The following is a 22,717-nucleotide window of genomic DNA, read 5'->3' on the forward strand; positions in this document are numbered from 1 at the left end:
TTCCTGTTCATTACCAACTTACAAATACATACATTTCTATACTTACCCTATGCGCCCGAGTAAAAAACCTAATCCATTATGTACTCATTCCTAATGTATAACCTATTTTGCCCCATGTTCCTATTTTTTTAAAAGTATAATTAAAAATTAATTATAAATGATTGACCTTAGAAATTAAACATCGTATTAAATGACTGAATAATAAGCAGGTAAATATTTAACGTTCACGAGAAAAGGTTAGCATATATGCTAACCTTTCTCATTTGCCCATTTTATGGGCCACTATTAATGGATACGGTAATGGTCGAAGTGTACGTTCCTGTTTTTGCTGTTGCCGGTTTTAAGTTTAAAGAAAGTGCCTCTGCAGCATTGGTAAAGGATATGGAATATGATCCCATACCACCGTTTTCTGCAGCACTTAACAAAGTTAACCCTGTACCGTCTATCGTTCCTGTTCTCGTTGTAATCGTGTCAATTGAGGATGAATTTTCATCAATTTTCGCAATACTTGGTACTGTATCAATCGTTAGCGACCCTTCAGGCAATGTACGATTGGTCATCGAATCAGTTAAGGGCGTAGCTTTCATGACAATATTCCAACCAGCTCCTGAACCGGATGCATCAACTACACTAAATGGATCAATATTGGTATGAACCGTTTGCGTTACACCTTCCAATGTAACAGCAGTAAAGTTACCGACGGTAATTGCATCAACAGAGAGTTCCCCTTGTTCAACTGTAGCTGTACTTTCGGCAGCATGGGCAATGTTAGAACCTGGTGTAGCTAATACCGTTCCTAACATTGATGCAACAAGTAAACCAGCCATCATCACTTTAATTCTTTTCGTTTTTACGTTAGGTATTCGTTCCCGAACGTATTTATAAGCAGCCGCCGCTACTTGTTGGCGGTCACTTGCAGGTCGTTCCCCTAATTCTAAGGCAAATTCCTCTAATCCTCTTCGGGATGTATCGAGATGGAGTATCACTTCCACATTTCCAAATTCATCTTTCCGTAATTCATGTCCTTGAAACTGAATCACTTTTCATCCTCCTTTCATCACCGGATTACTTATAGTGTGCCTATAAATCATAGTTCTAATTCATTTGGAAAGACTATGAGTAATAAAGGAGGTTTCAATACATGAAGCAATATCTATCCTTATTGTTTCTATCCTTAATGATCTTTTTTCCTATAAAGGTAGAAGCTCAAGCGAATAACCCATTGACTGTTCTTCCGATTTATCCTGAAAACCAGGTGGAAGGTATTAAAGGATATTACCGGTTAATAGTGCAACCTGGAGATAAGGAGACCGTAAATGTATTAGTTCGGAATAATACGGACATAGAGATGGACGTTATCGTTAGACCTGTTGATGCTTACACAAATCCAGTAGGTGGAATGCTTTATGACTTGGATATTCAATCTGAAAATTCTATTCTCTTACCAAATGTGATTCGTTTGTCCGATCACGTTACGACGGATGAAAAGATTACACTCAGACCAAATGAATCAAGAGAAGTTGCAATCGAAATTGATGTCCCGGACATTAATAAGGGAACTGTTCTAGGGGCTATTAGTTTTATTACAAAAGAGAAAACACACGAAGAAAGCCATAAAACAGAAGAAGGCGAAGCGAATTTTATTATCAATACGGAAACTGCTTTTAATATGGCCATTCAGCTTGATTTTCCAGATACGGTTGAACCAAGCTTTTCTTTAGGTGAAGCAGGGTTTAATCCACTTGGTCCAAACGTATATCTCGAAATGCGCAATGCTGCCCAACGAATTGAAGAAAACATTTCTGGTGAATATCGAGTAGAAACGATTGATGGAGAATCTCTGTTTACAGGTACGATTCCACCATTTAAAATGGCACCGACTTCTCACATACGTTACCCTATTCACTGGGATTACGAGACACTATCTGAAGGTAGATATCGTATCCATATTACAATGAATGTAAATAATAATGAGATTAGCACAGAACAAGATTTTCGCATCGGCCAAGAAGAGGTCAACGAATATGCCGAAAGAATTCAACCGACCGTTACCCAAGTTGAACGAAATGACAATGTGCCAATTTGGGCATGGATTGTAGCCGGCTCAGTAGTTGTTGGTGGGCTTATGTTTTGGCTCGGAAGTCGTCGGAAAGCTTCTCCAGAACAAAAGGAATAATTTACTTATACAAAAAACATCCGACATTGTCGGATGTTTTGCATTTTATTGTTCTATATGGAACCCTCGACTTTCGATATGGGCGACTATATCTGTTAAAGGGATTTGCTTTTCATCATATTCTAACTTCAATTCTCCATCATTGGTATCGACTAATGCTCGTTCAATCCCGTTTAAATTCATTAATGTTTGTTCCAACGTCTCAATGTTGTATTGTTCTTTTGCTTCTTTAATAAAAAAAGTGCTGTGACCCATATAAACCTCTCCTTTTTTGTCTGTACACCTATTTTCCCCCTTCGGAAGAAAAATGAAACCGAAAAATGGGATATGCAAAAAAATGGTTAGTACATAAGGATTAGCTTTATATAGAATAAAAAAACGTTGAGATATACCCTAGTGGATTTACTTAAACAAATATAGATCCTGCTAACAGGAACAAGATAGCTAATGAAGAAACGAAATTAATGGTATACTGTGCAGTCACATCTTCCCCTTTAAGTATACCTTTCAAACAAATGACCTGAAACATAGTTATAAGTAAAGAAACGATTACGAGTGGTGTGCTTTCTCCCCAATAACGATAAGTCGTAATAGCCCCAGCCGCCCCAAGTATCATAAGTAGTATCTTCATATTATTAACTCCTCTCAGGCTTTATGGACTCGTTATTATTAGTATAATATAGGAAAAGAGAAAAATTAGATGGTAATTATTACTTATTTTTTTCTTTTTTCATAAAAAAAAGCATTAGGTACGTGCCTAATGCTTAGGATTATGTAATCAATAAATGGCGTCCCAGGAGAGATTCGAACTCCCGACCGACGGCTTAGAAGGCCGTTGCTCTATCCTGCTGAGCTACTGGGACATATGGAGCGGGTGATGGGAATCGAACCCACGACATCAGCTTGGAAGGCTGAGGTTTTACCACTAAACTACACCCGCATTTCCCTAACAGACAAAATTTATTATATAAAGTATCATTCATTTTGTCAATAGGGATTGAAAATTTTATAAAAGAAATTCTCTCGTCATTGTTGGTATAGCATGAGCATCTAAGTTAAGAAATTCCACTTTCACGGAATTCTCATCATTCCAACTTACTTTTGCGTATGTCTTTTCAGTCCCACCACGGGGTATTCGAATACTTCCAGGGTTTAAATATAACCGGTCTCCTACTTGTTCAACTCCTGGTATGTGGGAGTGGCCAAAGCAAATAACATTGGCTCCTAACTCTTCAGCCCGGTATGAAAGGGGCATTAGTGTAGTTTTTACTTGATATAAATGACCGTGTGTAACGAAAATATTGAAATGATCTACACTTATATTTATGTCTTCAGGATATGCTGTATCAAAATCACAGTTTCCCCGTACTTTATGAAATTGGTCCATTTCCTTAGCATGATATTCTAGTTCAGAGTCACCACAATGAATAAAGGCTTTAGCATCTGGATGATGTTCCTTAATTTGTTGTAACTCAGTTGTTAAGCCATGATTATCACTTACTACTATAACATAAGGCATCCCAATCACTCCAACTCCGTCTTTAACTTCGTTAACATTTTTTCAATTGCATCTCCACGGTGGCTAATGCTATGTTTTTCACTCGGTGCAAATTGGGCTAATGTTCGATTATAACCATTCGGGATGAAAATCGGGTCATATCCGAATCCACCCGTTCCTTGGGGATAGGATGCAATATACCCTTCACAAGTTCCACGGGCAAAAATCGTCTCTTCCTCGGGTCGAGCGAAAGCTAAAACACAGACAAAGCGAGCTGTTCTGTTTTTGTGCTCCACTCCTTCTAATTCTTGTAGCACCTTTTCTAAGTTTTTTTGATCATTTTTCTCAAGGCCGGCATACCGAGCTGAATAAACACCTGGCCTTTTTTGTAGAGCATCAACTTCTAAGCCCGAGTCGTCAGCCATTACAGGCATTTGCAGGCGGTTTGCAAATGTTTCCGCCTTTAAGGCTGCATTCGCCTCAAATGTTTCCCCTGTTTCCTCTACGTCAGGTACGTCGCCCTCTAAATCAAGTAAAGTTATAACCTGATACCCAATACTACCGAATATTTCTTTAAATTCTTTTGCTTTCCCCTCGTTCTTCGTAGCTAAAAGAATCTTCTTCATCTTATTCGTTCTCCCCATCTTCATTCTCATTGTGACGGTCAATGCTTTGATTCCAACGACCAATTGCCTGTTTCTGAATTTCAAATAAATCAGTTATCCCTTTTTCAGCTAGCTGTAACATTTCCGTTAACTGTTTTGTAGAGAAAGTAGCTTCTTCACCTGTTCCCTGAAGTTCTACAAATTCACCAGAACCGGTCATCACCACATTCATATCTACTTGAGCACTTGAGTCTTCGATATAATTTAAATCTAATATTGTCTGACCATCGGACAATACCCCTACAGAAGTAGCTGCTAAATAATTTCGGATTGGAAATACATCAATCTTTTCATCCTCCATTAACTTTCCAAACGCTAAAACGACCGCTACGAAAGCACCCGTAATGGAGGCTGTTCTCGTACCGCCGTCGGCTTGAATGACGTCACAGTCTACCCATACCGTTCTTTCCCCTATCTTTTCTAAATCTACAACAGCACGCAAAGCCCGTCCAACTAACCTTTGGATTTCCATTGTTCGTCCGGAGACTTTCCCCTTAGATGATTCTCGAATGTTTCGCTGTTCTGTTGCTCTTGGCAACATAGCATATTCTGCTGTAATCCACCCTTTTCCCTCACCACGCATAAAAGGAGGAACTCTGTCTTCAATACTTGCATTACAAATGACTTTTGTATCGCCCACTTGGATTAACACAGAACCTTCCGGATGTTTCGTAAAATTTGTTTCAATATGTACTGGTCTTAATTCATTTCCTTTTCTTCCATCTGCTCGCACGTTTATATCCTCCTATCATATGTCCACATATATATATCATAGTTTACCTTGTTCACGATAATATTTATCTTCTCTCCACTATAAAGTATAATCAAAAAAAAGAAACATAACAAAAAAGAGGCTGAAATGTTTCAACCTCTAGTCCTTTTATTATTATAAACATCTTTCTTATTAAATACTATCCGTTTTTGTAACTTCTTCTCTTGTGACAGGTTCGGAAACTGGCTCTCCACTTTCTGTATAAACTTCCTCATAATTATTTACCCGAATATTTACAGATTCAACCCCCGGCTGTTCTGTTAATGTTAATACAAGAGAACTCATAACCTCGTCAGAAATCGTTTGTTCTTCAATATCATGTAAAATTTCTTCGTTAAATGTCACTGTGAGAACACCATCTTCATATAGCGGCTGATCAAATAACGCAACTTCTTCAGGGAATACATGTAATAAACCAGCCAATTCATAACTTGGCCCTTCTAGTAAAGCTTCAAGTGCAACTTCAATTGTATCTTTACCTTTTGTTTGTAAAGGCATTGTCACTGGCACATAATAAAATTGCTCTTCATTTTCAGATGGGTAATATACTGTGACTGCCTCGCTGCTTGTAAAGTCATAACTGTCACCGACATGGATGTTAATACCATTTGCCCTCGTATATCCTTGTGAAATCGGTGTTCCGTTAACAGGCATCACGTCCAAGTCTTGACCTTCGATTCTCAGCTTTACTCTTTCTATACTGTCAAACTGAGTTAACGTGAATGTCATGGCCTCGATAATTTTTCGTTCCTCTTCTGGTTGATAGTTTGTAAATTCTTCAGATACATCAACAATCAACGTTCCATCTTCTTCTAAATTTAACCCGTTTATTTCTGTCCCAGCAGGTAAAACTGCTTGGAATCCGTTAGGCAAAATATTTGTTACAGGTCCATCCTTTACTAAATGGTTTAACACTTGCTTCGCTACTTCATTTGTTTCTGATTTCGGTATAGGTAAAGATTGAGGAACAACCATACCATTTTCATCTAACAAATAAAGTTGACGCATTTCAGATTCAACCTCTTGAGAATCTGATACAACATTCTCTCCATTTAACTCACCCAAATTCTCTTCCAATTCATTCAAATCACTAACGGCTTCAATATCTTGCGGTGTATCCATTTCTTCTAGTGATTGATCCCCTTTTGAAAAACAGCCGGTCAATAGTAGTAAACTTGATAGTAAAGCTATAGGCACCCATAAGTTCTGCTTTCTCATGCCATTCCCTCCTATGATGGTTTGTACTACTATTTATACGAGCTATCCGAAAAAATAGACCAAAAAAATAAAGAGCTCTATAATTTTCTGAGCTCTTATAACGTAATATTTTCTACTGTGCGTATTGGGTAGCCGAACCAAGCATTCGCAATTTGTTGAAATACTACCATATCTCCTGTAGTAAAAAAGCGATGCTCAGGTCGTCGTGTAACGTCAAACAGAAGACCATAATGATAAAGCATTGTACTAACTTCCCTTGCTGTTTCATCTCCGGAAGCTATGACCGTCACATTATCTCCTAGTACTTGCTGAATGACAGGTTTAATTAATGGATAGTGCGTGCAGCCAAGGATTAACGTATCAATGGTCTTACTCAACGGAATAAGAGATTCTCTGACGATGTTTTCCGCCACTTCCCCTTGTAATATCCCGCTTTCCACCATTGGAACGAAAGAAGGGCATGCAAGGCTGTCAACTTGGATAGAGCTGTTGATTTGGTGCAGCGCATCCACATAGGCGCCACTTTCAATCGTTCCTGTCGTTCCAATCACTCCAATATTTAAATTGTTCGTTGCTTTAATCGCGGCCCGTGCTCCTGGTTGAATAACCCCTAAAACAGGAACTTGCAACTCTTCCTTTAATTCATCTAACACAAAAGCAGTAGCTGTATTACAAGCAATGACGAGCATTTTTATATCGTGTTGGAGTAAATACTCAACCATTTCTTTCGTAAAACGAACGACTTCACTACGGGGTCTAGGTCCATAAGGGCAGCGAATAGTATCTCCTAAATACAATATTTCTTCATTCGGCAATTGTCGTATCAATTCTCGTACTACTGTTAAACCGCCGACACCTGAGTCAATGACACCTATTGGTTTATCCACAATTACTCGCCTTTCTTTTCTGTTTTCGTCATGCTGATTTGTTGATAGTGATCCATCTCGTCATATAGTTTATTAAGCATAGACTGCAACATTGTAATTTCGTCTTTTGAAAACTGATAAAGTACTTCCTCTAAATATTGTTGCCGCTTTACGATTACCTCATCAATGATTGTTTTTCCTTTATCTAGTAAATGAATACGTACAACTCGTCGATCTTCTGGGTCCCTAACCCTTTTTACAAGTTCATTTTTTTCCATACGATCAATTAGATCGGTTGTGGTACTAAAAGCTAAATATAATTTCTTCGAGAGGTCACCGATGGTTAAATCACCTTCTTCTAGTAACCATTGTAATGCAATAAATTGGGGAGGTGTGATAGGGTATTGGTTTAAAATTTCCCGCCCCTTTTGCTTTAAAATATGCGAAATATATCGTAACTGCTTTTCAAGGTCAGCAATGGTTGTTGTGTTCAGTGTTTTTTGCACCGGTGAATACCCTCCTAATAATATAGTTTCTTATATTCTCAACGTTTTCAGTCAAAAATTCAAGTAAAGTTTGTATAATTTATCAAATACTCATGAAAACTTGTCCACTATGTCATATAATAAGAGGCTGTACCCTGAAATGTAACGGGTCAGCCTCTTCCTTTAAAGCTTCAACTCCCCCATCCGCAGGAGTTCAACAACTGCTTGTGAACGCCCCTTTACCCCTAGTTTTTGCATAGCGTTGGAAATATGATTGCGCACTGTTTTCTCGGAAATGTACAATTCTTCTGCAATCTCTTTTGTTGTTCTGTCTTGAACAAGCAGTTCAAAAACTTCTTTTTCCCTTTTAGTGAGTAGCTGCTTCGGTTTGTAATCTTTATCTTCCAATAGGTAACCCCTCCTTGCTGTTTCCTGAGTTGCAAGGATTCAGGGGATTTATTTAGTCATTTTATTTTATGTTTCATTTCGATTGACCGTTCCCCAAAACCACTGAGTTAGGAGAAAATCTTGTATCTGTATAGTTTTCTCGATTGGAAAGTCCTGAATTTTCCTTGCATTTTGATGTTGCAAGATCATCGGGAAGCATTTAGTCATATTATTGTATGTGACCATTGTAAAATGGTTCCTTATCAACCTTGTAGTAATTTCCGCTGCTTCTCTGTAAAGGAGGTTGCTCTTCCTGTTTCTTTGTTAATTTGTACAATTCGACCTCTTCCAGTTAATGTCGGTTCGTTCTCACCATTCACACATAAATAATGCAAATCAATCGAAGAGTTACCTAAATGCTGTACCTTAACATACAATTTAAATGTTTCACCAAAGTGCATCTGCCTCAAATAGTCACACTGCAAATCGGCTACAACAGGTACAGTTGAAGGACTGTTCGTTAAATTTTGAAACAAGCCTACTTCCTGAAAAAATGCGATTCGCGCTTCCTCAAAATAAATGAAAGGGGATACATTATTTACATGACCGAACATATCTGTTTCAGAGAAACGTATGTTAATTGGAATATAAAAAGAAAAGCCTTGTTCCCATTTTTCAAAATTTTCTATATAGTTTATTTGACTCACAATAGACCCACTCCTTTATAAAAAGAGCCTCTTCACATCGAAGAGGCTCTTGTACTGATCCTTAGTTGTTATAATCACTACCAAAGAAGTTTTTAAACGATTGCAATGTTGCTTCACGGTTTAACGCTGCGATAGAAGTTGTCAATGGAATTCCTTTCGGACATGACTGTACGCAGTTTTGGGAGTTACCACAGTTTGCTAGTCCCCCATCTCCCATAATCGTTTCCATGCGCTCAGCTTTATGAAATTCTCCTGTTGGATGAGAATTAAACAAGCGTACTTGTGATAATGGTGCTGGTCCAATGAAGTTAGAGCTACTATTAACGTTTGGACAAGCTTCTAAACAAACACCACAAGTCATACATTTCGACAATTCGTATGCCCATTGACGTTTACTTTCCGCCATACGTGGACCTGGTCCAAGGTCATATGTTCCATCAATTGGAATCCATGCCTTTACCTTTTTCAAGGAGTCAAACATACGGCTACGATCTACCGTTAAATCACGTACAACTGGGAAGGTATTCATTGGCTCAAGTTTAATTGGCTGTTCCAACTGGTCAATGAGAGCCGTACAAGCCTGGCGTGGTTTTCCGTTAATGACCATTGAACATGCACCACATACTTCTTCTAAACAACCCATTTCCCAAAATACTGGTGTTGTTTCTTTTCCTTCTGTGTTTTGAGGATTACGGCGAATCTCCATCAATGCAGAAATTACGTTCATATTTTTCCGATAAGGAACGGTAAATTCTTCCTGATACGGTTGATCTTCGGGGCTATCTTGACGAGTAATGATAAACTTTACTGTTTTTTGTTCACTCATGATTATTTACCCCCTTTTTTCTTTGTATAGTCACGCTTACGAGGTTTAATTAGGGATACATCTACATCCTCGTAACTAAACTTTGGACTATTGCTTTCTTGGTCTAATTTCGCCATTGTTGTTTTTAACCACTCTTCATCGTTTCGGTCAGGGAATTCTGGCTTATAATGTGCTCCGCGGCTCTCATTACGGTTATAAGCACCAATCGTAATCACCCGTGCAAGGTGAAGCATGTTATAAAGCTGTCGTGTGAACATAGCACCTTGGTTACTCCAACGAGCAGTATCGTTTAAGTTAATATTTTCCCAACGCTCTATCAACTCTTGAATTTTCTCGTCAGTTTTTAGTAGTTTATTGTTTTCACGCACAACTGTTACATTATCAGTCATCCATTCCCCTAACTCTTTATGAAGTTGAAACGCGTTTTCATCGCCATCCATCTTCATAATTTTATCGAATGCTTCCTGCTCACGTTTTAGCTCTGATTTGAATAGTTCAGGTGAAACATCATCCACTGTCGTTTCAAGTCCTTCGATATACTTTACAGCGTTTGGACCTGCAACCATTCCTCCATAAATGGAAGAAAGCAAAGAGTTCGCACCAAGGCGGTTTGCACCGTGCTGAGAATAATCACATTCACCAGCAGCAAATACACCTGGAATATTTGTCATTTGATCATAATCAACCCATAGTCCACCCATTGAGTAGTGAACTGCAGGGAAAATTTTCATTGGTACTTTACGAGGATCATCCCCCATAAATTTCTCATAAATTTCAATAATTCCACCTAATTTAACGTCTAGTTCTTTCGGGTCTTTATGAGAAAGATCCAGGTATACCATGTTCTCGCCATTGATACCTAATTTTTGATTGACACATACATCAAAAATTTCACGAGTCGCAATATCACGGGGAACAAGGTTTCCATAGGCAGGATATTTTTCCTCTAGGAAGTACCACGGTTTCCCATCTTTATAAGTCCATACACGTCCACCTTCTCCACGAGCTGATTCACTCATAAGTCGAAGTTTATCATCTCCGGGGATAGCTGTTGGGTGAATTTGTATAAACTCACCGTTCGCATAATATGCACCTTGTTGATATAAAGCTGAAGCTGCTGAACCGGTATTAATAACCGAGTTCGTTGATTTACCGAATATAATTCCAGGACCACCTGTTGCTACAATGACAGCATCTGCTTTAAAGACTTTAATTTCATGTGTATGAAGGTTTTGGGCAGTTACACCACGACTAACACCCTCATCATCAAGAACGGCTGATAAGAATTCCCAACCTTCATATTTCGTAACAAGTCCATTTACTTCATGACGACGCACTTGTTCATCTAAAGCATAGAGAAGTTGCTGACCTGTTGTAGCTCCTGCATAGGCCGTGCGGTGGTGTTGGGTACCCCCGAATCGACGGAAATCAAGTAATCCTTCAGGTGTACGGTTAAACATTACGCCCATACGGTCTAACATATGGATAATTCCAGGGGCTGCTTCACACATCGCCTTCACTGGAGGTTGATTCGCTAAAAAGTCTCCACCATAGACCGTATCATCAAAGTGTTCCCAAGGTGAATCACCTTCACCTTTTGTATTAACGGCACCGTTAATTCCACCTTGAGCACATACAGAGTGGGAGCGTTTAACAGGTACAAGGGATAACAGGTCTACGTGCACACCTGCTTCTGCTGCTTTAATAGTTGCCATCAAACCGGCTAAACCACCGCCTACGACAACGATATTACGATTACTCATTAGGTTTCACTCCCTTTGAAATCTACTAAATTGATAATCATTAAGATTCAATCTTATAAAAATGCAACTAAAGTCGCTATACTTACATAGGATAGAGCTAAGAAAATAATCATCGTAATATATGTAACTACCACTTGTGAACGTGGAGTTACCGTCAATCCCCAACTTACACAAAATGACCATAGGCCGTTAGCGAAATGGAATACTGTAGAAATAACACCTACTACATAAAACCAAAACATAAACGGATTTTCTAGTATTCCTTGCATGAGACTGAAATTAACTTCTGTTCCATGAATCGCTGTAGCGAAGCGTGTTTCCCACACATGCCACACGATAAAAATTAATGTAATAATTCCTGTGATGCGTTGTAAATAAAACATCCAATTTCTGAAAAAGCCGTATCTCATGACATTGTTCTTAGCAGTAAATACGATATACACTCCATAGATTGCATGGAATAATATCGGAAGGAAAATGACGAATGTTTCTAATAAGTAGCGGAAAGGCAAGTTTTCCATGAAGTGTGCTGCCTTGTTAAAAGCTTCTGCACCGTCTCTAGCAAATTGGTTAACAAGTAAATGTTGAAGCAAAAAAATTCCTACAGGAATAACTCCTAATAATGAATGAAGCCTACGATAAAAAAACTCGCGATTTTCTGCCATTGTTTACCCCCCTCTGTTTGGTCAACGCGATAATTGGTCACACCCCTAGTAAAGCGCTTTAATTTCCGGATAACCGAAAAAAATTGTGACTTTCCCTTCTCGCAAACTGCTAATATAGTAACTGTGTATGACAAGTAATATTGTACTTCTAACCGGAAATACCGTCAAGAAAACTAACGTATAAAAATTCGCAATCTTCAAGTAGCTTCGTTTCAAATATTGGAAAAAGAACGATTAATTTTGAAATGCGTATTGCAATCTCTCTTTTTCAACAAGATAATAAAGGGAGGAAAGGAATGACATGATAAATGGGTGAAAAATATTCAATCTTAAACGTATCAGAAGCGACGCATTCGTCTATGCCGGTGTACGGTTTTGAACTATTACGATTCGTATCTTTACCTGATTTTTTAGGGGAAGATGCTCCTTTTATGCTATATTATATGGGAAAAAGCTTAGCTCGAAAGATGCCAGTAAATAACATCGAGCAATTGTGCTCCTTTTTCCAAAAAGCGGGATTTGGAGAATTAACGTTCGTAAAACAGAAAAAATATGAATTTATGTTTACATTAACCGGAGATCTTGTATTAGAACGCTTTTCTTATAAAGAAGAAGTACATTACCAATTTGAAGCGGGATTTATTGCGCAACAATTATCTCATATTCATAATGAAGAAGTGGAATGTACAGAAGAGAAAAATCGTCGTAAAAAAATGGTGACTTTTCATGCAGGAATCGTGAAATAACTTACATAAAAAGGAGAACGATTTAATCGTCCTCCTTTTTTTCATTTAAAGCTGTTAATACTTGTTCAGCAACAGGTTCCGGAATTCCAAGCTTTTTTAAATCGGCAACCGATGTCACTTTTATTTCTTCAATAGAGCGAAAATGCCTTAAAAGAGTCCGTTTTCGTTTTTCTCCTACCCCTTTAATATCATCTAAGCTGGAACGGAACGTACTCTTTCCTCTCAACTGACGGTGAAATGTAAGTGCGAAACGGTGAACTTCATCCTGAATGCGTTGGATTAAATAAAATTCAGGTGCCTTACGATCGAAATGGACAACTTGCGGGGGATCACCGTACAATAACTCACTCGTTCTATGTTTTTCATCCTTTGCTAATCCACAAAGAGGTATATCAAGATTTAGCTCGTTTTCCAATACATCCATAGCGGCGCTCATTTGCCCCTTGCCACCATCAACCATAATTAAATCAGGTAAAGGTAAATGTTCCTTTAAAACCCTGGTATATCGCCTTCTTATGACCTCCCTCATTGTTTCGTAATCATCGGGACCTTGTACACTTTTCACTTTATATTTACGATATCCTTTTTTATATGGTTTCCCATCAACAAATGTGACCATGGCAGAAACTGGGTCTGTTCCTTGAATGTTAGAGTTATCGAAGGCTTCGATGCGGTGAGGTGTTTCAATGTTTAACACTTCTCCCAGCTTTTCCATTGCCTTGATCGTACGTTCTTCATCTTGTTCTATAATCGAAAATTTTTCTTTTAGAGCTATATAAGCGTTTTGCATTGCGAGCTCGACAAGTTCCTTTTTTCGACCACGCATTGGGATTTTCACGTCAACCTCTAGTAATTCTTTTAATATATTTGTATCTGTTTTTAACGGTACGAATATTTCCTTCGGTTTAGGGTGATTTTGATGTAAATAAAACCTCCCAATGTAGGTCAGAAACGTTTCTTCCGGGTCATCGAAGATCGGAAAAATTGAGACGTCCCGTTCGATTAATTTTCCTTGACGTATAAAAAAGACTTGTACACACATCCACCCTTTATCATACGCATAACCAAAAATGTCCCGATCTGTCTTTTCATTCAATGTCATTTTTTGCTGTTCCATAACTGCTTCAATATGTTGGATGAGATCTCGGTATTCCTTCGCTCGTTCAAAGTCTAATTTTTCGGATGCATCTCCCATTTTTCGTTTTAAGTCATTTTTAATCTCCTTATGACCACCACTAAGGAACTTCGTTATATTCTGGACAATCTCCCGGTTCGTGTCATCTGTAACCGTATATTCACATGGCCCTAAACATTGATGAATATGATAATATAAACAAACTCGGTCTGGTAATGTACTACATTTTCGTAAAGGATAGAGTCTATCTAGTAACTTTTTCGTTTCACGTGCCGCGTACACATTTGGATAAGGTCCAAAATATTTTCCTTTATCCTTTTTCACTTCACGTACAACGAGCAGGCGAGGTTGGTTTTCATTCGTAATTTTAATATAAGGGTAACTTTTATCATCTTTTAAAAGGACGTTATATTTTGGGTCATACTTTTTAATTAAATTCATTTCCAATATAAGGGCTTCAATTTCAGATGAAGTAACAATATACTCAAAATGATTTATTTCCCGAACAAGCCGCTGGGTTTTCGCGTCATGTGCTCCTGTAAAGTATGAACGGACGCGGTTTTTTAACACTTTCGACTTCCCTACGTAAATGACCTCATCATGTTTGTTTTTCATTAAGTAGCAACCCGGTTTGTCGGGAAGAACAGCCAATTTATCTTGTATGTGTTTATTCATTGTTTATCAGCTCCCCCAACGCTTTTACCTTGCAAAAGAAAGAACAGCCTTTTATTAGGCTGCTCCAACTCCGATTATGCGTGTTTCTCAATAAGTTGTGCTAATGCTTCTTTCGGCTGAAAGCCAACAATTTGCTCCACTACTTCACCATTTTTAAACAACAGCAATGTTGGTATACTCATCACACCGTATTTTTGAGATGTTTCTTGATTCTCATCTACATCTAATTTCACAATTTTCACTTTATCATTCAATTCTTGATCTAATTCTTCAAGAACTGGCGCAATCATTTTACAAGGACCGCACCATGGTGCCCAGAAGTCAACTAAAACAAGACCATCAGATGTTTCTTGTGAGAAGTTTTGGTCAGTACCAGTTACAATCGCCATCCTCTCATCCTCCTAACCAAACAGTATTATTATGTATTTTAGTATATCATCTTACATTTTGAGTGGCTAATGGTTTGATTTTAGTATTCCTCGGTATATCCACAGTCATTCAGAAAAAGCATAGCAATCAAAGTTGCTATGCTTTTTTTTATGAATTAACCTTTAATTTTTTAATTTCTTCTGTTAATTTTGGCACGATTTCGAACAAGTCCCCAACAATCCCGTAATCAGCTACATTAAAAATATTGGCTTCAGGGTCTTTATTAATCGCTACAATGACTTTCGAGTTCGACATTCCGGCTAAATGTTGAATCGCTCCAGATATCCCACAGGCGATATACAAATCAGGGGTTACAACTTTTCCAGTTTGACCAATTTGCAAACTGTAATCACAATAGTCGGCATCACATGCCCCCCTTGATGCACCTACTGCGCCCCCTAGAGCTTGGGCTAATTCTTCAAGGGGTTGAAACCCATCTGCACTCTTCACACCCCGTCCGCCAGCAACAATGACTTTCGCTTCGGATAAATCAACACCATCTGTAGATTTCTTTATTACATCTTTAATGACTGTACGTAAATCTTTAATATCTACTTCTACACCTTCTATAGCCCCTTTTCTCGTTAAATCACGATCTAGTGCTTGAATATTGTTTGGACGTACTGTCGCAAACATTAATCCGCCAGTAACAATTTTCTTTTCAAATGCTTTCCCCGAATAAATAGGGCGGGTAAATACGACGTTTTCACCAACTACCTCAATGTTCGTTACATCTGAGATAAGTCCACTTTCAAGTTTGCTGGCAAGTTTCGGTGTCAGATCTTTACCTGCTGCAGTATGTCCCATTACAATTCCTTCTGGCTTTTCAGCTTCAATTAGAGTCATTGCTCCTTGGGCAAATGCTTCAGAATTATATGTGCCCAATGTATCGTCTTGCGCATAGACAACACGGTCTGCTCCGTAATAAATGAGTTCCTGTGCAAGAGTTTCTACCCCTTCATTACCAAGTAGCGCACCAACAATTTCCCCATCTTGTTCCATTTGTTTCGCAGCAGCTATTGCTTCAAAGGAGACGTTCCGAAGTTCACCGTCACGAATTTCACCAAACACGAGTAACTTTTTTCCCATAAATACTCCCCTCTCCCTTATCCAGTCGTATTAAATAACCTTTGCTTCGTTTCGGAGCAAAGAAACTAACTCCATTACTTGATCATCGATTTCACCTTCAAGCACCTGACCAGCCTCTTTTTCCGGTGGCAGAAAAACATCTATCGACTTCGTTTTAGCCTCGACATCCTCTTCATCTAAATCTAAATCATCTAATTCCAATTCCTCCAAAGGCTTTTTCTTCGCTTTCATAATTCCCGGTAATGATGGATATCGTGGGTCATTTAGCCCTTGTTGGCATGTGACTAATAAAGGCAGTGTCGATTCGACCTTCTCCACATCTCCTTCTACATCACGGTCGATAAGGATAATATCTTCATTTACTTCCAAACTTGTTATTGTTGTAACATATGGAATGTTCAATAACTCAGCTAAACGAGGACCTACTTGACCACTAGCCTCATCGATCGCAACATTTCCGGCTAAAATTACATCATAGTCCTTATCCTCAAAGAAGGCTTCTAAGATTTTAGCGGTTGTATATTGATCACCATCTTCTAAATCATCCTCCGTATTAATAAGAACCGCCTTATCTGCTCCCATTGCGAGTGCTGTACGCAGTTGCTTTTCACTCTCCTCATCCCCAACGGTTACAACGGTTACTTCCCCACCATGCTCTTCTTTTAACTGGATTGCTTCTTCAACTGCATATTCATCGTATGGATTAATAATATATTCAGCACCATCATCCTCAATCTTTCCATCACGAATGACGATTTTCTCCTCTGTATCGAACGTTTTTTTCAGCAAAACATATATATTCATCAAGATTTCCCCCTCTATTATTCTTTAAAATTCGGTTTTCGTTTTTCGATGAATGCTTGAATTCCTTCCCGGGCATCTTCCGTACCGAAAACGCTTCCAAATTTCTCCGCCTCTTGTTGTATTCCTTCTTGAAATTGAGAGACTTTTGCATAAGGGACTAGCTCCATCACAGCACGAATAGAAGGACCACTTTTATTGCTGATTTTCCTTGCGAGATTGATAGCTTTCTCAACAACTTCATCTTCCTCAACTGCATGATTAGCTAATCCTAATGATGCTGCTTCTTCACCTGTTATCGCTTCGCCACTTAATATCATCTCATATGCTTTCGGAAGTCCGACATATTGCGGTAGACGTTGTGTGCCGGCGAACCCCGGAATAATTCCTAATGTTAGTTCAGGTAATCCTAATTTTGCGTTTTTGGCTACAATTCTCATATGACATGCCATTGCTAGCTCGAGTCCACCCCCGAGTGCCGCTCCGTGAATAGCTGCAATTATAGGGATATGAAAATGCTCCATTTCATCAAATAGCGTTTGGCCTTTTCTAGCTAGTGCTTCGTGTTCACCTTTCTTTTGCAAGGACGTAAATTCTTTTATGTCGGCACCTGCAGAAAAAAATCTCCCTTCTCCATAGATAACTACCGCTTTAATGTCAGGTTGTTCAGTAACTTGGCGCAATATATCTTGTAGTTCTGTTAATAAACTTGAAGAAAGTGCATTTGCTGGCGGACTGTTTATGATAACTTTAGCTATGTTACCATCTCGTTGAAATGAAAGCTTTTCCATGCAAATATTCCCCTTTCTACTCCCTTTTGTTGAAAATTCCATTTATGATGAAATAATGAACATCCTCAGCTTGTGCTACAAGATCATATTTTTGATCCTTCATGACCCAATTCGTTACAACTTCATCGATCATACCGAAAATCATTTGGCGAACGAGCTTTGGGTTGATGCGAGAGTGAAACACACCTGTTCGAATTCCTTCGTGTAAAATATCATCCATAACAGCCAAATATCTTTTTAACACTTCGTTTATTTTTAATCGAAGTTCTTTATTGGATTGTCGTAGTTCAAGCTGTGTCACAATCGCTAACTTGTGGTCTTCTGATAGTTGTTGAAGGTGCATCCGAATCATACCGTAAAGCTTATCCTCTACTTTCTCCTTATGTTGGATATCTTCCTCAATTTTCTCAATAAATTGCCCCATCTTTTCTTGAAATAAGGATACTAAAATATCTTCTTTATTTTTAAAGTAGAGGTAAATGGTACCATCTGCTACACCAGCTCGTTTTGCAATCTTTGAAACTTGTGATGAATGATACCCATTTTCCGCTATCACCTCAACAGCTGCATCTATAATTTGCTTATATTTCGGTTTATCTTTTTTCATTTTGTCTGTCTCCTCGTATGTATGGAATGAATGAACAGTCATTCATCTATATTGTATATCAAGTTGCTTAATGCGTCAATGTAGCACTTCTATATAGCCTGTCCCCCTTTCGGGCAAAAAAAATATAGATTGACTAAACCGGTCGCTCTGTTTTTCTTTTCTCCTTTTCCTCTTCAATTAACTTTCGACGCAAAATTTTTCCGACCGCAGTTTTGGGCAGCTCGTCACGAAATTCATATACTTTTGGCACTTTGTAAGCAGCGAGATGTTTCCGACAAAATGCATCTAAATCTTCTTCTGTCAAATTGGTATTTTCCTTTAACACGACAAAAGCTTTTACCGTTTCACCACGATACGGATCCGGGATACCAGCAACAACCGCCTCTTGAATGGCTTCATGTTCATACAACACCTCTTCAACTTCTCGAGGATAAACATTGTAACCACCGGCAATGATCATATCTTTCTTGCGGTCTACTACGTAGAAATACCCGTTTTCATCCATATAGCCTAAGTCCCCCGTTAGTAACCAACCATTTTTTAAAGTCCGTTCTGTTTCCTCTGGACGATTCCAATAACCTTTCATCACTTGGGGCCCTTTCACAATAATTTCTCCGACTTCTCCAACTTCTGCTTCCTCGAGTTCTTCATTTTTAACAATTTTACAGTCTGTATCAGGCCACGGTATTCCTACACTGCCATTCACTCGTTTATCCCAAACTAAGTTTGCGTGCGTAACCGGAGATGTTTCGGTTAAACCATACCCCTCAACTAAACGCCCTTTCGTTTTATCTTCAAATTGTTCTTGTACTTCAACTGGTAACGGGGCAGAACCACTTAAGCAAGCTTCAATAGAAGAAATGTCGTATTCCTGTAAATCGGGATGGTTTAATAAAGCGACGTATATAGTAGGTGCCCCTGGAAATATAGTCGGCTTTTGCTTATCAATGGCTTTTAATAAGTCTTCAACTTCAAACTTCGGGATTAAGATCATTTTACTCGCCATCATGATGGCGAAATTCATCACTGTTGTCATGCCGTACACGTGAAAGAAGGGTAAAACACCTAAAATTCGTTCATTCCCATATTGACCTTTATAAAGCCAAACTTTACACATTTGAGTATTCGCAACTAAATTGTAATGGGTTAGCATAACTCCTTTCGGAAAGCCCGTAGTTCCTCCGGTGTATTGTAATAAAGCTAAATCTTGCTCGGCGTCAATTGTGACTTCCGAAACCTCTCCAGACCCTTCCTTTATCACATCTGGCCATAAATGGGTATTTCCATTATGCTCTGCTTTCTCTGTAATGTTATGTTGACGCTTTTGTATGACTGGATAGATGATATTCTTCGGAAATGGTAAATAATCTTTCACACTAGCAACGATGATGTTCTCCAGGTTAGTAGATGATTGCACATGTTTCGCTTTGGGATATAACAGGTCGAGGCATATTAAAGTGTTGGCACCTGAGTCGTTCAATTGATATTCCAGCTCACGTTCTGTATAAAGCGGATTCGTCTGGACGACGACTCCCCCTGCTAATAGAACACCATAGTAAGCAATAACGGCTTGAGGAATATTAGGAAGCATAATCGCTACCCGATCACCTTTTGATAAACCTAATGCTTGTAAATAGGAAGCCAATTTTTGAGATTGCTCAGCCACTTGACTATAAGTAAGTTCCTTACCCATAAAATAAAGCGCTTTCTTTTCGGGGTGTTTTTGTGCAGTTTCGAGTAGAAAATCGTGAAGGGGTTTCTTTTCATATGCAATAGTAGTGGGGATTGCCTCTGGATAATGATCGTGCCAAACTTTACGTTCAATTGCCATTCCATTACCTCCCTTGTCTTTATTATAATCATATATACACAATATTGAAAATATTATATATATTTATTGAATCAAAAAAATAAATGCCTTGTATATAAACAAGGCATTTTCCATCATATCGAAACGTATACAACTCCTATTATGAGAAACACAACTGCTACGACCATTAAAATTTTAGCTAACGTTTCCACCTTACGTCCCCCTTACAGACATCAAAACAAACTATTTCAATTCAAATACTGTTACACCTGAGCCACCTTCACCAATATCACCCATGCGCTGTGCTTTTATAGAGGGATGTCGTTCCCCAAATTTTTGTACTCCTTTTCGGAGAGCTCCTGTTCCCTTCCCGTGAATAATAGACACTTGATGGTAACCAGCTAATAAAGCATCGTCTATATACTTCTCTAATTGATGTAATGCTTCTTCGTATCGTTCCCCGCGTAAATCTAGTTCTGTTTTTACGTGATACGTATTTCCTTTTACAGTTGCTAATGGTTTTTCTTTTATAGGTTCAGGACGTTTCAAAAATTGAATGTTTTTTCGCTTTGCTTTTACTTTCATAATACCAAGTTGAACAAGGTACTCATCATTACCTGTCTTTTCGACAACATGACCTTGCTGGTTTAATGTGATGACTTTAATTTCATCACCTGGCTTAAGTTCTTTGTTGTCAGCATTTTTGTTTGAAGGCACACTCTTTCCCTTTTTATCAGCAACTTTCTCACTGGCACTCTTCAATTTTTGTTTTGCTTCTATTAAATGATGCTCTTTAACTTCTGCTTGGTTTTTCATCGAACGTAAATCGGCAATGATATGCTCTGCTTCTTCCTTTGCTTTATCAACAGCTTTTTTCGCTTGTTGTTCTGCTTTCTCATATAAACGTTCTTTTTCCTTCTCAAACTGGTTCCACTTTTGTTCGAGCTCTTGCTTGTAACGTTCTGCATCAGCTAACGTCTGTTTTGCTTCTTCATAATCCTCTTCTGCTTTCCGTTTCGATGACTCAAGAGATGCAATCATATTTTCCACATTACGTGAGTCATGCCCTGTTAGAGATTTTGCCCGATCAATTATGTTAGAACCCAGGCCTAAGCGTCTTGAAATTTCAAAGGCATTACTACGGCCAGGAACACCAATCAATAATCGATAAGTAGGACGTAACGTTTTGACATCAAATTCTACGGAGGCATTAACCACTTCGTCCCGATTGTAACCATATGCTTTAAGTTCTGGATAGTGGGTTGTAGCAATTACCCGTGCCTGCCTTCCAATCACTTCATCTAATATTGCCATTGCAAGAGCAGCTCCTTCTTGTGGATCTGTTCCCGCTCCTAACTCATCAAACAAAACGAGGGTCTTATCATTTACCTTTTGTAAAATGTCAACAATGTTGGTCATATGGGATGAGAAAGTACTTAAGCTTTGTTCAATCGATTGTTCATCACCTATATCAGCAAATACGTGTTCAAATACTGTTAATTCACACCCATCTTGAGCAGGTACTTGCAAACCTGCTTGGGCCATTAGCGTACATAAACCCACTAATTTGAGGGTGACGGTTTTCCCCCCAGTATTTGGGCCTGTAATTACGATCGTCGTATAATCTTCTCCGATTTCTACATCGTTCGCGACTACTTCCTCTTCCACAATAAGAGGGTGCCTTGCTTCACGCATTTTTATAATCCCTTTATCGTTCATATTCGGCTTCGATGCCTTCATTTGTTTACCTAATTTCGCCTTTGCCACGATAAAATCTACGTGAGCAAGGATTTGAACGTTTTCCAACAGATAATGTTCATCTTCTGCTATCATCGCAGACAGCTCATGCAATATCCTTTCAATTTCTTGTTGCTCCTCTACTCTTGCCGTTTGTAATTTATTGTTTAACTCCACGATAGATTGGGGTTCTACAAATAACGTTGCACCTGATGATGATTGGTCGTGTACAATCCCACCAAACACCCCTCGATACTCCTGTTTAACAGGTAGAACAAAACGGTCATTTCGAATTGTAATAATGGCATCAGACAACATTTTGCTTTTGTTTTTCGTATATTGCTCTAATCGATCCCTTATACTGCTCTCTAATGTACGTATCTTACTTCTAGCAGTACGAAGTTTTGTTGAAGCTCCATCCATAACATGACCGTAATCATCAATACAGCCTCTAATGTTACGTTCTAATTCATTTAATGTAGCAATACCTTCCATTAACTGATCTAAATTCGGTATCTCTACCTCTTCCAATTCTTCGATAAATTGTTTTATATTCTTACCTGCTCGAATTGTACTAGCAACATGCAAACACTCTTCCGGGTTTAATGCTCCACCAATACTCGCCCGTTTGACAGCAGGACGAATATCAAAGATTCCACTGAGGGGAACATGACCCTTTAAACGTAAAATTTGTGCTGCCTCATCTGTTTCGTTTTGCCATTGTACAACTTCATCAAAACTTATAGATGGTAACAACCTTCTTGCCCGCTCCTCTCCTAATGAGGAACTAGCTTGTTCTACTAATTGGTGGATGATTTTGTTATATTCCAATACATGTAATACTTTTTCATTCATCTTGCTGTTACCCC

General features: G+C 38.6%; 24 protein-coding genes and 2 tRNA genes. 2 read left to right on the forward strand and 24 right to left on the reverse strand.

Features of this window, described 5'->3' with window-relative positions; all coding sequences use genetic code 11:
• Nucleotides 1–272 precede the first annotated feature (272 nt).
• Nucleotides 273–1,040, reverse strand: a complete 768-nt coding sequence (locus NLW78_RS09325) for a WxL domain-containing protein (RefSeq protein WP_254496775.1) — start codon at nt 1,038–1,040, stop codon at nt 273–275.
• A 101-nt stretch (nt 1,041–1,141) separates the two neighbouring features.
• Here NLW78_RS09325 and NLW78_RS09330 point away from each other — a divergent pair, with 101 nt between their 5' ends.
• Nucleotides 1,142–2,176 carry a DUF916 domain-containing protein gene (locus NLW78_RS09330; RefSeq protein ID WP_254496776.1) on the forward strand — a complete coding sequence of 345 codons (1,035 nt, stop codon included), beginning with the start codon at nt 1,142–1,144 and terminating at the stop codon, nt 2,174–2,176.
• 45 nt (nt 2,177–2,221) lie between these two features.
• Here the strand turns inward: NLW78_RS09330 and NLW78_RS09335 are convergent, their stop codons facing one another.
• The 15 genes from NLW78_RS09335 to NLW78_RS09405 form a co-directional block, all read right to left on the reverse strand.
• A complete protein-coding gene (locus NLW78_RS09335) occupies nt 2,222–2,431 on the reverse strand; it encodes a heavy-metal-associated domain-containing protein (protein ID WP_254496777.1) in 210 nt (69 codons plus the stop codon).
• 151 nt (nt 2,432–2,582) lie between these two features.
• Nucleotides 2,583–2,807 carry a hypothetical protein gene (locus tag NLW78_RS09340; RefSeq protein WP_254496778.1) on the reverse strand — a complete coding sequence of 75 codons (225 nt, stop codon included), beginning with the start codon at nt 2,805–2,807 and terminating at the stop codon, nt 2,583–2,585.
• A 155-nt stretch (nt 2,808–2,962) separates the two neighbouring features.
• Nucleotides 2,963–3,039: transfer RNA gene (locus tag NLW78_RS09345), tRNA-Arg, on the reverse strand.
• 3 nt (nt 3,040–3,042) lie between these two features.
• Nucleotides 3,043–3,116, reverse strand: a tRNA-Gly gene (locus tag NLW78_RS09350).
• Between the two features lie 66 nt (nt 3,117–3,182).
• Nucleotides 3,183–3,695 carry a YfcE family phosphodiesterase gene (locus tag NLW78_RS09355; RefSeq protein WP_254496779.1) on the reverse strand — a complete coding sequence of 171 codons (513 nt, stop codon included), beginning with the start codon at nt 3,693–3,695 and terminating at the stop codon, nt 3,183–3,185.
• Between the two features lie 5 nt (nt 3,696–3,700).
• The gene (locus tag NLW78_RS09360) at nt 3,701–4,300 is read right to left on the reverse strand and encodes an XTP/dITP diphosphatase (protein WP_254496780.1); all 600 of its coding nucleotides are present in this window, start codon (nt 4,298–4,300) and stop codon (nt 3,701–3,703) included.
• Nucleotide 4,301: 1 nt separating this feature from the next.
• A complete protein-coding gene (rph, locus tag NLW78_RS09365) occupies nt 4,302–5,072 on the reverse strand; it encodes a ribonuclease PH (RefSeq protein WP_254496781.1) in 771 nt (256 codons plus the stop codon).
• Between the two features lie 171 nt (nt 5,073–5,243).
• Nucleotides 5,244–6,329 carry a GerMN domain-containing protein gene (locus NLW78_RS09370; protein ID WP_254496782.1) on the reverse strand — a complete coding sequence of 362 codons (1,086 nt, stop codon included), beginning with the start codon at nt 6,327–6,329 and terminating at the stop codon, nt 5,244–5,246.
• Nucleotides 6,330–6,424: 95 nt separating this feature from the next.
• Nucleotides 6,425–7,216, reverse strand: coding sequence for a glutamate racemase (gene racE / locus NLW78_RS09375; RefSeq protein ID WP_254496783.1), 792 nt, complete (start codon nt 7,214–7,216; stop codon nt 6,425–6,427).
• A gap of 2 nt (nt 7,217–7,218) precedes the next feature.
• Nucleotides 7,219–7,701 carry a MarR family winged helix-turn-helix transcriptional regulator gene (locus NLW78_RS09380; RefSeq protein ID WP_254496784.1) on the reverse strand — a complete coding sequence of 161 codons (483 nt, stop codon included), beginning with the start codon at nt 7,699–7,701 and terminating at the stop codon, nt 7,219–7,221.
• A 162-nt stretch (nt 7,702–7,863) separates the two neighbouring features.
• Nucleotides 7,864–8,088, reverse strand: a complete 225-nt coding sequence (locus NLW78_RS09385) for a helix-turn-helix domain-containing protein (RefSeq protein ID WP_254496785.1) — start codon at nt 8,086–8,088, stop codon at nt 7,864–7,866.
• Between the two features lie 242 nt (nt 8,089–8,330).
• Nucleotides 8,331–8,774 carry an acyl-CoA thioesterase gene (locus NLW78_RS09390; protein WP_254496786.1) on the reverse strand — a complete coding sequence of 148 codons (444 nt, stop codon included), beginning with the start codon at nt 8,772–8,774 and terminating at the stop codon, nt 8,331–8,333.
• Between the two features lie 61 nt (nt 8,775–8,835).
• A complete protein-coding gene (sdhB, locus tag NLW78_RS09395) occupies nt 8,836–9,600 on the reverse strand; it encodes a succinate dehydrogenase iron-sulfur subunit (protein ID WP_254496787.1) in 765 nt (254 codons plus the stop codon).
• Nucleotides 9,601–9,602: 2 nt separating this feature from the next.
• The gene (gene sdhA / locus NLW78_RS09400) at nt 9,603–11,363 is read right to left on the reverse strand and encodes a succinate dehydrogenase flavoprotein subunit (RefSeq protein WP_254496788.1); all 1,761 of its coding nucleotides are present in this window, start codon (nt 11,361–11,363) and stop codon (nt 9,603–9,605) included.
• Between the two features lie 53 nt (nt 11,364–11,416).
• Nucleotides 11,417–12,028: a succinate dehydrogenase cytochrome b558 subunit gene (locus tag NLW78_RS09405; protein WP_254496789.1), complete on the reverse strand. Its 612-nt coding sequence runs from the start codon at nt 12,026–12,028 to the stop codon at nt 11,417–11,419.
• 308 nt (nt 12,029–12,336) lie between these two features.
• On the opposite strand from NLW78_RS09405, the gene NLW78_RS09410 reads away from it, so the two are divergent.
• Complete coding sequence (locus tag NLW78_RS09410) at nt 12,337–12,774, forward strand: YslB family protein (RefSeq protein WP_254496790.1); 438 nt, start codon at nt 12,337–12,339, stop codon at nt 12,772–12,774.
• 22 nt (nt 12,775–12,796) lie between these two features.
• On the opposite strand, the gene uvrC is transcribed toward NLW78_RS09410, so the two are convergent.
• The 8 genes from uvrC to NLW78_RS09450 all read right to left on the reverse strand — a co-directional run bounded on the left by uvrC (nt 12,797) and on the right by NLW78_RS09450 (nt 22,703).
• Nucleotides 12,797–14,584 carry an excinuclease ABC subunit UvrC gene (gene uvrC / locus NLW78_RS09415; protein ID WP_254496791.1) on the reverse strand — a complete coding sequence of 596 codons (1,788 nt, stop codon included), beginning with the start codon at nt 14,582–14,584 and terminating at the stop codon, nt 12,797–12,799.
• A 74-nt stretch (nt 14,585–14,658) separates the two neighbouring features.
• Nucleotides 14,659–14,973: a thioredoxin gene (trxA, locus tag NLW78_RS09420; protein ID WP_254496792.1), complete on the reverse strand. Its 315-nt coding sequence runs from the start codon at nt 14,971–14,973 to the stop codon at nt 14,659–14,661.
• Nucleotides 14,974–15,121: 148 nt separating this feature from the next.
• Nucleotides 15,122–16,102, reverse strand: coding sequence for an electron transfer flavoprotein subunit alpha/FixB family protein (locus NLW78_RS09425; protein ID WP_254496793.1), 981 nt, complete (start codon nt 16,100–16,102; stop codon nt 15,122–15,124).
• A 30-nt stretch (nt 16,103–16,132) separates the two neighbouring features.
• Nucleotides 16,133–16,906: an electron transfer flavoprotein subunit beta/FixA family protein gene (locus NLW78_RS09430; protein ID WP_254496794.1), complete on the reverse strand. Its 774-nt coding sequence runs from the start codon at nt 16,904–16,906 to the stop codon at nt 16,133–16,135.
• Nucleotides 16,907–16,923: 17 nt separating this feature from the next.
• Nucleotides 16,924–17,694 (reverse strand): enoyl-CoA hydratase, encoded by a 771-nt coding sequence (locus NLW78_RS09435; RefSeq protein WP_254496795.1) that lies wholly within the window; start codon nt 17,692–17,694, stop codon nt 16,924–16,926.
• Nucleotides 17,695–17,710: 16 nt separating this feature from the next.
• On the reverse strand, nt 17,711–18,301 hold the full coding sequence (gene fadR, locus NLW78_RS09440; RefSeq protein ID WP_254496796.1) for a fatty acid metabolism transcriptional regulator FadR: 591 nt from the start codon (nt 18,299–18,301) through the stop codon (nt 17,711–17,713).
• Between the two features lie 133 nt (nt 18,302–18,434).
• On the reverse strand, nt 18,435–20,132 hold the full coding sequence (locus NLW78_RS09445; RefSeq protein WP_254496797.1) for a long-chain-fatty-acid--CoA ligase: 1,698 nt from the start codon (nt 20,130–20,132) through the stop codon (nt 18,435–18,437).
• Between the two features lie 222 nt (nt 20,133–20,354).
• Complete coding sequence (locus NLW78_RS09450; protein WP_254496798.1) at nt 20,355–22,703, reverse strand: endonuclease MutS2; 2,349 nt, start codon at nt 22,701–22,703, stop codon at nt 20,355–20,357.
• Between the last annotated feature and the right edge of the window lie 14 nt (nt 22,704–22,717).

The sequence above is a fragment of the Salirhabdus salicampi genome (assembly GCF_024259515.1).
In the GTDB taxonomy this organism is placed as follows: Bacteria; Bacillota; Bacilli; order Bacillales; family Alkalibacillaceae; genus Salirhabdus_A; species Salirhabdus_A salicampi.